This window comes from Chlorobiota bacterium, assembly GCA_016710285.1.
Lineage (GTDB): Bacteria > Bacteroidota > Ignavibacteria > OLB7 > OLB7 > OLB7.
Genome location: JADJXR010000001.1, coordinates 1,581,639 through 1,595,138, shown reverse-complemented (window position 1 = coordinate 1,595,138; position 13,500 = coordinate 1,581,639). Strand labels below are relative to the sequence as shown.

At 57.8% G+C, this 13,500-nt stretch carries 11 protein-coding genes, 1 pseudogene and 1 riboswitch; of the genes and pseudogenes, 7 read left to right on the top strand and 5 right to left on the bottom strand.

Translation table 11 applies throughout. The annotated features are described in order from the left end of the window. Positions 1-32: 32 nt before the first annotated feature. On the bottom strand, positions 33-611 hold the full coding sequence (locus IPM61_05600; GenBank protein ID MBK8910787.1) for a GNAT family N-acetyltransferase: 579 nt from the start codon (positions 609-611) through the stop codon (positions 33-35). 313 nt (positions 612-924) lie between these two features. Here IPM61_05600 and acnA point away from each other — a divergent pair. Then, positions 925-3,703, top strand: a pseudogene (gene acnA, locus IPM61_05595) (aconitate hydratase AcnA). Between the two features lie 388 nt (positions 3,704-4,091). Further along, on the top strand, positions 4,092-5,153 hold the full coding sequence (locus tag IPM61_05590) for a hypothetical protein (GenBank protein ID MBK8910786.1): 1,062 nt from the start codon (positions 4,092-4,094) through the stop codon (positions 5,151-5,153). A 223-nt stretch (positions 5,154-5,376) separates the two neighbouring features. On the opposite strand, the gene IPM61_05585 is transcribed toward IPM61_05590, so the two are convergent. After that, on the bottom strand, positions 5,377-6,411 hold the full coding sequence (locus IPM61_05585) for a homoserine dehydrogenase (GenBank protein MBK8910785.1): 1,035 nt from the start codon (positions 6,409-6,411) through the stop codon (positions 5,377-5,379). A 4-nt stretch (positions 6,412-6,415) separates the two neighbouring features. Continuing rightward, complete coding sequence (locus tag IPM61_05580) at positions 6,416-7,567, bottom strand: homoserine O-acetyltransferase (GenBank protein ID MBK8910784.1); 1,152 nt, start codon at positions 7,565-7,567, stop codon at positions 6,416-6,418. A gap of 346 nt (positions 7,568-7,913) precedes the next feature. Further along, positions 7,914-8,031: riboswitch (SAM riboswitch) on the bottom strand. Between the two features lie 193 nt (positions 8,032-8,224). On the opposite strand from IPM61_05580, the gene wecB reads away from it, so the two are divergent. The 3 genes from wecB (at position 8,225) to IPM61_05565 (ending at position 10,376) form a co-directional block, all read left to right on the top strand. Continuing rightward, positions 8,225-9,331, top strand: a complete 1,107-nt coding sequence (wecB, locus tag IPM61_05575) for a UDP-N-acetylglucosamine 2-epimerase (non-hydrolyzing) (protein ID MBK8910783.1) — start codon at positions 8,225-8,227, stop codon at positions 9,329-9,331. A 152-nt stretch (positions 9,332-9,483) separates the two neighbouring features. Continuing rightward, positions 9,484-9,792, top strand: a complete 309-nt coding sequence (locus IPM61_05570) for a zinc ribbon domain-containing protein (GenBank protein MBK8910782.1) — start codon at positions 9,484-9,486, stop codon at positions 9,790-9,792. A gap of 32 nt (positions 9,793-9,824) precedes the next feature. Next, positions 9,825-10,376, top strand: coding sequence for a hypothetical protein (locus IPM61_05565; GenBank protein MBK8910781.1), 552 nt, complete (start codon positions 9,825-9,827; stop codon positions 10,374-10,376). A gap of 72 nt (positions 10,377-10,448) precedes the next feature. Here the strand turns inward: IPM61_05565 and IPM61_05560 are convergent, their stop codons facing one another. Beyond that, positions 10,449-11,246: a DUF481 domain-containing protein gene (locus IPM61_05560; protein ID MBK8910780.1), complete on the bottom strand. Its 798-nt coding sequence runs from the start codon at positions 11,244-11,246 to the stop codon at positions 10,449-10,451. A gap of 147 nt (positions 11,247-11,393) precedes the next feature. Here IPM61_05560 and IPM61_05555 point away from each other — a divergent pair, with 147 nt between their 5' ends. Both IPM61_05555 and IPM61_05550 read left to right on the top strand, forming a co-directional pair. Further along, positions 11,394-12,506 (top strand): tetratricopeptide repeat protein, encoded by a 1,113-nt coding sequence (locus IPM61_05555; protein ID MBK8910779.1) that lies wholly within the window; start codon positions 11,394-11,396, stop codon positions 12,504-12,506. Between the two features lie 2 nt (positions 12,507-12,508). Further along, positions 12,509-12,712, top strand: coding sequence for a hypothetical protein (locus IPM61_05550; protein MBK8910778.1), 204 nt, complete (start codon positions 12,509-12,511; stop codon positions 12,710-12,712). Between the two features lie 80 nt (positions 12,713-12,792). On the opposite strand, the gene IPM61_05545 is transcribed toward IPM61_05550, so the two are convergent. Next, positions 12,793-13,473 carry a DNA alkylation repair protein gene (locus tag IPM61_05545; GenBank protein MBK8910777.1) on the bottom strand — a complete coding sequence of 227 codons (681 nt, stop codon included), beginning with the start codon at positions 13,471-13,473 and terminating at the stop codon, positions 12,793-12,795. Between the last annotated feature and the right edge of the window lie 27 nt (positions 13,474-13,500).

Here is a 13,500-nt window from a genome sequence, read left to right as displayed (position 1 = left end):
ACAACAACCGCAGCGGTCAGGATTGGGGAGGATTAGTGCGTTGGAAATTGGCGAAGGTCATTCCAGCCATAGCCGATGTCCTGATAGGTGAAGCCGTCAATCGTCACCTGGCCCTGGTCCTCAAAATCGGGATTGAAGGATGAGTAGAAGGCCCGCGCCGAGTGATTCTCTTTCAGCACAAACAGGACGAAGGAATCAATCGCCCGCTGCCGGAATTCCTGAACGCACTGCAGGAACAGCTTGCGGCCAAGCCCTTTCCCCTGATGCTCGGCAAGCAAGTAAATGGCCAGCAGCTCGCCGGAAAACGGGAGGTCGCTGTGGCGGCTTAATCCCCCCATGACGTAGCCAACGATAAGGGGCGCGGCTGCGGAATCGCCCGCTGGATCGCCGTCCGGCTGAAGCGTGGCAACAAAGCAGAAGAGCGCGCTGTTTGCCGGGGAAAGCCGGTTGCGCCAACGCTCCTGCAGCACGGCGGGGTCCATGCTTTGCAGCGCGGCATCGTCAATCAACCCGCGGTAGGTGGTGTGCCAGCTTTCGCGGTTCACAGCGGCGCAACCGGAAGCGTCGGTGGCGGTGGCGCGGCGGATTTGGTAACGGGGAAATGTTGGCATACCGGCATTGGTTGATAAGAGGGCAGAATAAAAATTTGAGCTGCCCATCAGCTGGGGTGTTGCAGGCGATTGGCACCGTGTAATCTTGCAAAACTTACACTTCCCTACCAGCTCCGGCTTGCACCGTCAGGCAGGGTTGGCGAAGTTGTCGCGCTTCGTAAAATGAGGGCGTTTTTTGGGGTGTCCCTCCGTCCTTTTCCGAAACCCTGCCACGCATGGGGGCGTAGCGCGGCGTGCATTCCGCTTCGGCCGCGCTTCGGTGAACACGACCTGCAAGCATAACCATAATCCACATAGAACCGAGGGTAGCACCATGACCAACAGCTTCAGCGCCCGTTCCCCCTTTCAGGTGGGTGGGCGCACCTACGACATCTTCCGCCTTGACGCACTTTCCCAACTTGGCGTTGACCTCCGCAGCCTCCCCTTCTCCATCCGTATCCTCCTGGAAAATCTTCTCCGAACCGAAGACGGCCTTTCCGTCACTGCCGACGACGTTCGCGCGCTTGCGGCGTGGAGCCCGGTTTCGTTGCCGGAGAAGGAGATTGCCTTCACGCCGGCGCGGGTGCTGATGCAAGATTTCACCGGGGTTCCCGCCGTGGTGGACCTTGCGGCCATGCGCGACGCAATGGCGGCAATGGGGGGTGATCCCGCAAAAATCAATCCCCTTTCCCCCGCCGAATTGGTGATTGACCACTCGGTCCAGGTGGATGCCTTCGGAACGGTGGATGCGTTCCGTATCAACACCGAGTTGGAGTATGAGCGGAACCGCGAACGGTACGCATTCCTTCGCTGGGGCCAGAAAGCCTTCCGCAATTTTAACGTTGTTCCGCCCGAGACCGGGATTGTTCACCAGGTGAATTTGGAGTATCTGGCGCGCGTGGTCTTCACCGCCGACGCTGCCGATGGAAACCCGCTTGCCTACCCCGACACCCTTGTCGGGACCGACAGCCACACCACCATGATTAACGGGCTTGGGGTCCTTGGCTGGGGCGTTGGTGGGATCGAGGCCGAGGCCGCACTGCTTGGCCAGCCGGTCTCGATGCTGATTCCAAAAGTTGTTGGATTCCGCCTAAGCGGGACGCTGCCGGAAGGGGCAACCGCCACCGACCTTGTGCTGACCGTCACGCAGATGCTGCGCGCGCAGGGGGTGGTTGGGAAGTTCGTTGAGTTCTACGGCCCGGGCCTTGCCGCGCTTCCGTTGGCGGACCGCGCCACCATCGCCAACATGGCACCAGAGTACGGCGCAACCTGCGGCATCTTCCCGGTGGATGATGAAACCCTCCGGTTCCTCCGATTCAGCGGACGGAGCGAGGAACAGGTTGCCCTTGTGGAGGCCTACATGAAAGAGCAAGGCCTGTTCCACACTGCCGACACGCCAGAAGCTGAGTACAGCGAGCGGTTGGAGCTTGACTTGGGCACGGTGGAACCAAGCATCGCCGGCCCGAAACGCCCCCAGGATCGGGTGCGGCTGGCCGATGCAAAGGAATCTTTCCGCGAAGCACTTCGGGGGATGGTGGGCCACAACACCCCAGCCACCGCCGCGGCGCAAACCGAGCAATGGGAGGACGAAGGTGGGCACCCGGCAGACCACCACGATTACTCCAAACACGCATCGGCAGTGCGGTTCCACATGGGGAACAATGAGTGCGTTCTGCACCACGGCTCGGTGGTGATTGCAGCAATCACCAGCTGCACAAACACCTCCAACCCATCGGTGTTGATTGCCGCAGGATTGCTTGCCAAAAACGCTGCCATGCGCGGGCTTACGGCCAAGCCCTGGGTGAAAACCTCGCTGGCACCGGGGTCGAAGGTCGTCACCGAATATCTTGACAAAGCGGGCCTGACCCCATATCTGAACCAGCTTGGATTCCAGACGGTTGGATATGGCTGCACCACCTGCATTGGCAACAGCGGACCGCTTCCGGCGGAGGTGTCGGGGGCGATTAACGAAGGGAATCTTGTGGTCTGCTCGGTGCTGTCGGGGAACCGGAATTTCGAGGGGCGCGTGAACTCCGAGGTCCGCGCCAATTACCTGATGTCCCCGCCATTGGTGGTGGCCTACGCGCTTGCCGGGCGGATGGACATTGACCTCCATAACGACCCGATTGGCGTGGATGCCGAAGGGGAGAAGGTCTATCTAAAAGACATTTGGCCAACCACCCACAGCGTCCGGCAGACGGTGGAGCAAAGCCTGCAAGCGGAGATGTTCCAGAAAAGCTACAGCAGCGTGTTCGAAGGGGATGCGCACTGGAAGGCGTTGCAGATTCCCGACGGAGAGATCTACGAGTGGGACAACGACTCCACCTACGTGAAGAACCCGCCCTACTTTGTGGACATGCCGCGCCAGGCCGCCGAAACGCTGGCCGACATCACCGATGCGCGGGTGCTTGCGGTGCTTGGCCACAGCATCACCACGGACCACATCTCGCCAGCGGGAAGCATCAAAAAAGATTCCCCGGCAGGGAAGTATCTGATGGAGCGTGGCGTTCAGCCAAAGGACTTCAACCAGTACGGTGCGCGGCGCGGAAACCACGAGGTGATGATGCGCGGCACCTTTCGCCAACGTCCGGCTGCGGAACCAGCTTGCCCCGGGGACCGAAGGGGGCTTCACCACCTACCTTCCAACTGGTGAGATAGCGACAATCTTCGATGCCTCGATGCAGTACCAGCAAAGCGGAACGCCGCTGGTGGTGATTGCCGGAAAAGAGTACGGCAGCGGAAGCAGCCGCGACTGGGCCGCAAAAGGTCCGCGCCTGCTTGGCGTGCGTGCGGTGATTGCCGAAAGCTACGAGCGCATCCACCGCTCCAACCTTGTGGGGATGGGGGTTCTGCCGTTGCAGTTCCTTCCGGACCAAAGCGCGGAAACGCTTGGGCTAACCGGGCACGAGGTTTATCAGATCACCGGATTGAACGATCTGTTCGCCGGTGGATTCCCCGCCGCACGGAACCTGACCGTCCGTGCCGAACGCCCTGACGGGACAGCGGTGGAGTTCACAACGCTGGTGCGGATTGACACCCCGCAGGAAGTCCTGTACTACCGCAACGGCGGCATCCTCCATTACGTGCTGCGCGGATTGGTGAACGGGAAGTAAGCGGCCTCATTCGTCAACAAACCGGAGCCGATGGGAAATGATCCATCGGCTCCGGTTTTTTTATGGCCATTTCCAGTTTGGGATTGCGTGGTGGTTGGATTGCCGAAATTTATTTATGTTCCGAACGTAATAAATATCAAAGATGCTTTCATTGCCGCTGGGTCGAATTTTTTGTCATGGTAGATTGAGCAGGTGTTTTTGCTGAGTTATTCGCCAAGTTTGAATTTGATCAAGAAGAAGGTAACAGACACGAGATTTATAGAACGAAGGAGGAGTGTTGAGAAGAGACAATGAGGCTTTTCAGAGGCATCAAGAATTACTGACCAGAGTTAGAGGGACTTCTAACCCTGAATTCCCGTGTGGTCTGATTTCCGCAAACCTCTTTACGTTGAGTATAATTCTAAGACTTACGGTCTTCTTTAGTCTTGCCCTGTTGCTTATGTCGTGTGACCCCGAAGACCTTGGGCATGGCCCAGCTCCCGGTTGGTCAACATGGCGAGATTGGAAAGGGATCGAAGCACCGAATTATGCCTACGATCTTGCCTTCTCACCTACTCAAGGCATCTGGATTGCCTCTGCTTCCGGCATCTTTTTCTTCGATAATCCTACCTTTACTCGCTACGATAGCGTTACTACTAATGGAGCACTCTCACGCTCCGATTTTCGTGCCGTAGATATTGCTTCCGATGGATCCGTCTGGGCTGGAGCAACCAATGGTCTGCTTGCTCGCTTCAATGGCACACAGTGGCAGGAATTCCCAGACCTTGCCGACTCTCTTTATTCTGCCACCATTACTGCAATTCAATGCCGTGGTGACAATGAAGTCTGGGTAGGTACCAATGCCGTCGGCTTGCTGCGGCTTACGGATAGTCGGTGGAGTAGCATCACGGCTGAGAACACTAATAAAGAACTGCCTGGCAACATTATCAATGACATTGTGGTGGATCGGAATAACGTTGTGTGGGTTGCAACCGATTCAGGAATTGGTCGGTTTGATGGGAGTAGTTGGCAGGGGCTGACGGTACAGACAACGAATGGGAAGTTGCCAGAGAATCGGGTAACAGCAGTTGCGGTAGATTCCTTGAACCAGTTATGGGCAGGGACATATCGTGGGTATTTACTGAGGTACGACGGACGAGAGTGGTTGAGTTACGCTCCTGACAGCACAAGTGGAAAATTGCCGGGGCTTCCGATTATCAGCTTAGCAGTGGATGGTCGGGGAGTAAAATGGATAGGGTTTGAACTCAGTTCTTATGGAGACCCGAAACGCTATGGTTATCATGATGGTGGTGTGATGAGATTTGATGATATATTCTGGAAATGGTATTCCAGTGAAAGCACATATACTGCTATGCCCGGGGGGGATGTAGTAGATGTTGAAATTGATGCTGCTGGAAAAATATGGATGGCAATTCTTGGATCGGGAATCAGCAGCTATCGTGGTGAATAACCGTCTTTTTCATAGTGCCATTCACCTTACACAGAATCTGGGAAGTGGATATTCGCGTGCTCGGTGGCTCAGCATCTGCGAGCCTCGACAAATTGGAATTTCCAACAGGAAATTCAACTGATGTTTTGAATAAATCTAGAACCTTTCATTCGTCAACAAACCGGAGCCGATGGGAAATGATCCATCGGCTCCGGTTTTTTTATGGCCATTATTTGCTTTGGGGTTAGGCCGCAACGCGCTGCAGAATGGAGTGAACCGGAACGTGCGCTGGCGGGCATGGTTCCGGCAAGCGATACCGCCGTTCCTTCACGATGTCCAGCAGGTCCGTCACCACTGCGTTGGCGGTGGGGATTGCGCCCGCGCCCCGCCCCGTGAACCGCTGGACCCCAACCCCATGGCACGTCACCTCCACAATGTTCACCTCATCGCGAACCTCCGCCAGCGGATCGGTAAGCGGAACAAGCCGCGGGGCAACCGATGCTTTTATCCTCCCGTTCTCGCGTGCGGCTTCGGCCACCAGTTTTATCGTGCTTCCGGCGGCGCGTGCGTGCTCCAAATCCCGCTCGGTGATGCACTCAATCCCGGTTGTGGGGATCGCATCGGGGGAAAGGTGAACGCCGAATGCGTGGTAGATCAAGATGGAGAGCTTCTGCGCAGCATCCGCGCCGGAGATGTCCGCCGTTGGGTCGGCCTCCAGGAATCCTTCGCGCTTGGCAATCGCCAACGCCTCATCGCGGCTAACTCCATCGGCCAAGCGGGAAAGGATAAAGTTGGTGGAGCCGTTGACGATTCCGCGCAGCTTGTTCACTTGGTCGAACGGAAGCGTTTCATCAATCAATTTCAGAATGGGGATCGAGCCGCAGACCGACGCGCCGTACAGCAATCGCCCGCCATGCAGTTCCTCCAACCGCCGAAGCAGCGGCAGATGTTTGGAGACCACCAATTTGTTGGCCGTCACCACCTGCTTGCCGTTGACCAGTGCGCGGGTGATGATCCCCAACGCCTCCGCCTCGCCCCCAATCACCTCCACCACAACGTTGATGGAAGGATCGTCCAGCAACGCCGTTCCGTTGGTGGTAAGCAGCTGGGGCGGGATCTGCACCGAGCGTTCTTTCTGAAGGTCACGCACGCACACTTTTGCCACCCGGAAGGTGGCTCCGGTGCGCCATGTGATGGTTTGCGCAACTTCGCTAAGCAAAGGGTAGAGTCCGCTTCCCACGGTCCCACATCCAAACAGGGCAATGTTCAAAGTTTTCATCAGGTTATGCTGGTAGAGTGTTGTTGGTACGGTTGACGGCAGTGCTACTGCGGTGCGATTGCGGCTGCGATTGGCGCGACTTCTGGAGCGGGCGGTGTGCCGCTTCCAAAAAATCCCCCACGATGGTTTGCATCTGGTCGAACTCAATCAGGAACGCATCGTGGCCGCAGGGGGAATGGATCTGGGCATATCTGGCGTTGGGAATCAGCCGCGCAATCTGCTGCTGCTCCTGCGGGGGATAGAGTACGTCGCTGCCGATGCCGACGCACAGCGTGGGTTGGGCAATGGAGCCAAGCACCTGCGGAAGCGTGCCCCGCCCGTGCGCAACGTCGTGCCGGTCCATGGCGCGGGTGATTGCGTTGAACGATTCCGGCGTGAACCGCCCGGCCAATTGCCGGCCATGATGCTCCAGCCACAGCTCCACCGCAAAGGCCTCGTCGGGTTGGGGCGTGCTGTTGGGGGTGCTGCGGGTTCGGCCAAATCGTTCGGCAAATTCTTGGCTGCTTCGGTAGGTCATCATGGCAACTTTGCGGGCAAGGCGAAGCCCTGCGGAAACATCGCCGGCGGCATGGCCAAGCGCGATTGCTTCGCGGGCAATGGCATTGAACGCCAGCGCCCACGCCGAATGCTGCGCAGCGGTGGCGATTGGGATCAGCAGGTCCACGTCGTCGGGGAAAAGCAATGCCCACTCCAGCACCTGCATCCCCCCCATGGATCCGCCGATGGCGCAATGGAGCCGTGGGATTTCCAAATGGTTCAGCAGCAGCCGTTGCGCCCGCACCATATCGCGGATGGTGAGTGCCGGGAAACTGTGGCCGTACGGAACCCCCGTTTCGGGATTGATGCTTCCCGGCCCGGTGCTGCCGTAGCAGCTTCCGATGATATTGGAGCAGATGATGTGGTGGCGGCGGGTGTCCAGCGCGTTGCCGGGGCCAATCAGCCCTGCCCACCAACCGGCGCGGCCATTTGGACCAACACCAGCGGCGGCGCTTCCGGTAAGGGCGTGGCAAACCAGAATGACGTTGTCGCGATTGGGGGAAAGTTTGCCGTACGATTCGTAGGCAAGGTGGAGTTCGGGAAGCACCGCCCCAGACTCCAGAACGAACGGAGCCGGAAGCGTTGCGATTGCAGAAACGTGATGCGGAACAGCCGACATGATAACTCCTGATAAGCGTTGCAAGAAACTCATCAGGAATCGAAGAAGGGAAGGAGAACGAAGGCTTCCGAAAACGAAAACGCCCGCTTCAACTTCTGCCGTGGCAGGGGGGAACCGAGTGGGGGGAAGCTGTGAAAAGAGTGCTGCGGTGTGGCGTTCCCCTTTCCAGAAATATCTGGAGGAAGAACCGTGGCAGCAGAAGAACAAGCGTTGCGCCCCCTCTCATCTCCCCTGAAAACAACAAACCCTCCGTGTTGGCGACAGGAGGGCTTCATCCTTCTGCTGCCGCCCGACCCCGCGGAATGGTTGCGGGATGTGCGGACCGGCAGATAAGCAGTGTGAATTGCCCTCATCGTCCCTGGGTTTGCTGCCAGGCAGGATTTAGCACCTTGCCGTTCATCCTTTCGGAGAACCGGTTGCTACGACGTCATCGGGCCTGATCCCTCGGTCGTTCTTGATGAGTTGTGCCAAACATACGGCGGCGGGCCAGGCGAACGCAAGGGGTAGGAATCTTTCAAAATGTAGAATCGCGGCTGTTTCGGGGAAGGGGGTATTTTGGGCGGGCGTTGGCCGCCAACGTGGGAAGCAGGGGGGCGCGTCGCCTTTCCCTCCATCCATTGCATGGCTCCGCATCGCTCAGCACTTGATTGTTCTTCCATGAATCTTCTTTTTGTTCTTGGCACCCGGCCCGAGGCCGTGAAGGTGGCCCCGGTAATTGCTGCGTTCCGCGCCCAGGGGGCGTGGGCGAACGTCCAGACGTTGCTGACCGACCAGCATCGCGACATGGTGGAGCCAATCCTGCGCCTGTTCGATATCGCCCCCGATATCCGGCTGAACCTGATGCGAAAAGGGCAACGCCCGTTGCCGTTGGCCGCCCGGGTGATGGCGGAGATGGACCGCGTGCTATCGGCCATGCGCCCCGATTTGGTGGTGGTCCAGGGGGATACAACCTCGGCAATGGGGGCGGCGATGGCGGCGTTCCACCACAAAATCCCGGTTGCCCACATCGAGGCGGGTTTACGAACGGACGACCGGTACAGCCCTTTCCCTGAGGAGATGAACCGCCGGATTATCACCCAGCTTGCAACGCTCCATTTTGCGGCCACCAACGCCAACCGCGACCGCCTGCTGGCGGAGAACGTTCCGGCGCAGAGCATTGCGGTGACGGGGAACCCGGTGATTGACACGCTGCAGCGAATCACCAGCACCCGCCCGCCGGCTGCGGGCACCGCTCCAAGCCGCCGCACGATTCTGCTGACCACACACCGCCGCGAAAATTTTGGCGTGCCGCAAGCCAACATCTTGAAGTCCGTTGGGCTGATTGTGGAGCGGTTCGCCGATGTTGAAGTGGTGGTTCCGGTGCACCCAAATCCTGAGGTTCGCCGTGCCGTGCGGCAGCATCTTCCCAGCCACCCCCGTATCCACCAGATTGCCCCGTTGAACTATCCTGAGTTTATCCAACTGATGGCGCGTGCCTTCCTTGTGATGACCGATAGCGGCGGCGTGCAGGAGGAAGCGCCAGCGTTGGGGAAACCGGTGATCGTCCTGCGAACCGAGACCGAGCGTGAGGAGGTTGTGGAGTCGGGAAATGGGATGATGGTCCCGTTGGAATCGGAAGCAATCGCCAGCGCGGTGGCGGGGCTTCTGACCGATGCCAAACTCTACCGGCGGATGTCGCGCAAGGCCTTCCCCTTCGGCAAAGGGAACGCCGCCGCGAAGATTGTGCGGGAAGTGAAGAAGTGGGCAAAAGGGCTTCGGGGATAAAGGGGGATGGGTTCCGATAATTGCGTTGCCACACCTCCGTTCACCTCCCGATTTCTTTCAGCATCTCCATGTTTTCCGAACTGTTATCACGGTCGATCGCTGTTGTTATCGGCAGGGAATACCTTGAAGAGTAGCAACCGGAGATTATCAGATTGGCGACGCTCTTCATGCTGTCAACCTTCAAAACTTTGCCCGAGGAACATGGCGCGGGGAAGATGCGGTTCCTTGGCGTTCCATTGTGCCACCGTTGCGGGACCGCTGGGTACCGCGACGAACAATTCTGCCCCCAATGCGGCGAAGAATTTGACCGCACCCAGCTTCAGCACCGTGCCGAGCAGCGATGCCCGGCTTGCAACGCTGCGGTTCGCCACCCGGTTGCTTTTTTCTGCACGGCCTGCGGCAACGAACTGCCGCCGGAGGCCAGCAACCACCATCCCCACGCCGCCAACGGAAGACGCTAACCGCCACCATGGCACCATAACAACCATAACCTATGCTTGAACAAGGAGAAGCAACGATGAAGATCAACACCACGATGATGCTTGCCACCACTGCCGCCGCGATGATGCTTGCCACAACGTCGTTTGCGCAGCAACCAAAACCGACGATTGAGCCAATGGGAAGCCAACCGAACATCCAAACCCAACGGCCAAAGGTCCAGATGGTGAAACGCCCCGACCTGAAAACGCAAGTGGCGTGGGTTGGCGGAAGCGGGGCCGGGCGCACCGTCAATCTGAAAATCTACAACATCGGCGAAGGAAACAGCACGCAACCCTGCTCGCTGAACGTGGAGTTCAGTTACTACGCCTGCTGCTACGGTCAGGGGGGCTACCAGGAGCCGCAAAGCTATGTGAGCCAGGACCTGACCTTTACGATCCCAGCGCTGGCAAAGGGGGCATCGCATCAGTATCAGATCCCGATTCCGTCGGGGGTTGATTATCGCCCATTCAGTGCTCGCGTCTATGTTGACAGCGGCGACCAGGTGATGGAAACCAACGAGGAAAACAACATCTACACGCTAAGCTCGCCAATCCAACCCCATTAACGTTGAAGATAGCGACGGCAAACGGGTGATAGTGGAGGATTAGCCCTGCTTCGGTTCAAGAAGGCAAGGGGGCTAAAACCCCACTGTCACCCCATTGCTGATGGCGAGGTCGTACGGGCGCACCGCCGGTGGAGGTTGATGGTCGTAGCGGTAGTTCAGCGCGACGTTGAAGCTAAGAAGGTCGCTGATGGAGAAGGTCCCCCCCAGGTTGCTCAGCACGCGGAAATCGCTGGGGTCGCCGAACGCTGGTTGGTAGTACGTGGTGGTGGTAACGGAGAAATTTTTCCGCACCCGCCACGCAAACGATAGATAGTTAGTGGAGCGGACCATGCTTGACTGGTGGTCGGCGGGATCAAGGTCCAGGACCTCACGCTCGTACATTGCTCCGGTTCCCAGATGAACCGTTAGCAAGAACGTGTCGGTGTTGGCTTCGGCAAGGGTGAATCGAACGCCCGCCCCAAGCAGACCCCGGTCCTTCAGCCGGATAAAATCGTTGAACTCCTTCTGGGCGAACCCTTCGGCTTTCACCGTTGGGATCAGGGTGTACACAACGCGGGCATGGAGGAATCCATCGTGCTGTTTTAGGGTTCCGGCATCGGTGCGGCGTTGCCAGTTTGCCACGGCAAAGGTGTAGATTGGATCGGCCAGATAATCAACCCGTGCCCCCAAGCCAAGCCGCAGATATTGGGAGTTCCCTTGCTGCAACGCAAGGTTGAACCCCGCTTGCCCATGCACCCCTTCCCCACCCCATTCCCGCCGCATAGACTCCGTATTCACCTGGGCCTGCGTGGTTCCCAGCACCAACCAACCAGCGGCCACCACTTGCGCCGCCCTGCGCCAACCGTGAAATATCTGTGAAGTATGGATCATGGGAAGCAAGCTACATGATCGAACGCCACCGGCGCAACAATCTTCCCAATTCGCCCCTTGCTGATCAATCAGATTCAAGCCATTTTACTGCGGGCAGAACTGCCCATCGGATACGTTCGCAACACTTTTTTTTCAAGGAGGAACATCATGGTTCGCTGGCTGCCCACCGCGCTGACATTGCTGCTGCTGCTTGCCACTTTTGGCAGTGTTCAAAGCGTTGCTCAAGACCTTCTGCCCGAAGTTCCCTCAACACCGGAACAGGATAGCTTAATCGCCATCGGAGTCCATTGGCACGACCGCAAGGATTATGACGAAGCGATTGAGTTCTACAAAAAAGCATTGCAGAAAAACCCTGCCAACACCATAGCCTTGTATGAGCTTGCCTACTCGCAATATGAAAAAGGGGAGAAGGAGGAAGCCTTGCAAACAGCAATGGAAGGAACGCGCTACCGCTCGCAGATGCTGCCACAGCTCTACATGGTAATCGCCAATATCCACGACGACCAGGGGGAGCCGGAGAAAGCGGTGGAGATATATCAGGAAGCCCTTGCCGCCAGCCCAGATTTCTTCCTGCTTCACTACAACCTGGGGCTGACGTTTGCCCGAATGAGCAGGGGGAAAGAAGCCGAAGCCAGTTTCCAGCAAGCATTGCGGCTCTATCCATTTCACCCCTCCAGCCACATGGCGCTGGCCCAGCTATGGATGGCACGCGGCTTGCACGCCCCCGCCCTTATGGCGTACACACACTTCCTGATTCTTGAAGGGGGAACCGAGCGGGCGCAACAAGCGGCGGCGGTGGTTGAAGAAATCATCACAGGCAGAATTAACCAGAAGAATAACGAGAAGAATAAGATCTATCTGAGCGGTTCTTCCGATACCAGCGAAGGAAATTTCCAACTGCAAGAGGGGGCGTTGGCGTTGATGGGGCATCTTAACAAGCTGCTGGACTCAGCGTTGGTGGACAGCGTGGGCGCATACCGTACCGATCTGGACAAGTACATAAAAAACATCCGGGCGGCAGTGGATTTGGTTGCGGAGGCAGCGGAGAAGAACCCTGTGGCAACCAGTTTTACCCAGCAGTTCTACTTGCCCTGGTATTCGGAAATCGTTCGGTTGAATCATGTTCAGGCCTTCTGCCATTTGGTGGCGGCGAACTCCATGATCCCCGGCGCAGAGTCCTGGCTAACCGAGCACCAGAAAGAAGTGAAAGCGTTCGCCAATTGGATGAAAGAATACAGACCCGTCAAACCCATCAAGTAATCATGCGCCATCAGCTGCGGAGCTGCCTTCTGATCCTGATCGCCTTGGTCGGCGCGGCGGCTCCGCTCCGGCTGGGGCTGCCAGCCCTGATGACGTTGCAGGCCAACGGAACCCCCCGCAACGCACGTGAGCTTTCGGCAATGGCAGCCGGCGAAAGCTACAACCCCACAGCGGTGCGTGCGCTGCTTCAGGAATGGCGGAAATAACCCCCGCGATTTCCTTCTCCATTCCAAGGAGATCAAGCGGATTTGCCGCCCTCCTTCTTACCACAATTCCGAAGCTCTGCTCACTGCTGGGGGCGGCTCTTCTCCCGATGCTCCACCGTCTTCAAGATGTACGATTCCGCATCGGGAGTTTTGCAGCTGGTTTGGCCGTGGTCAACCTCAACTTTGCCAATTGCCCGTGCGGTGGCAATCGCTTGTTGGCGCAGGCCCGGGCGCAGGCCAATGGAGATCAATGCTGTGTTCATGGCGTAGCGGGTTCGGTTCTTCGCCTTGTGGATGGTGGCTTCGATGATGGGGAGCAGTGCGGCAAGGGAGTCGTCGGCCACGGCTGGGTTCCCGGCTTGCTGTGCGGTGATGAACCATCCAGCACTGCTTACCCACTCCTCCTTCGACTTCCTCCATTTCGCAGATTTCTTTGTTCCGTCTGGCGCATCGTCTGCAATTTTTGCAAAGGCATCGGTGAGTGGGGCGGAGTCTAAATCGGCAACCCACGTATCCAGAATTTTGCCGTCAAGCTGTGCGGGATCGGCAATCATGGTGGCAAGCATCCGTGCATCGTGGTTGCCGCTTTGCCACAACGCTAACGCCAATGGGTGGTTCCTTTTCAGCTTCTTTGCTAAGGCTCCAAGATTGGCATAACTCACCCCGTACATCTCCCCCAAAACACCATGCCTCCGGTAGGTTTTTCGTGTTTGCTCGCTGCCGAGCGACTCCAATTGTTGAAAGACTTCTTCTGCTGTCATGGCTTTCCTCTGTTGATTATGGACGGG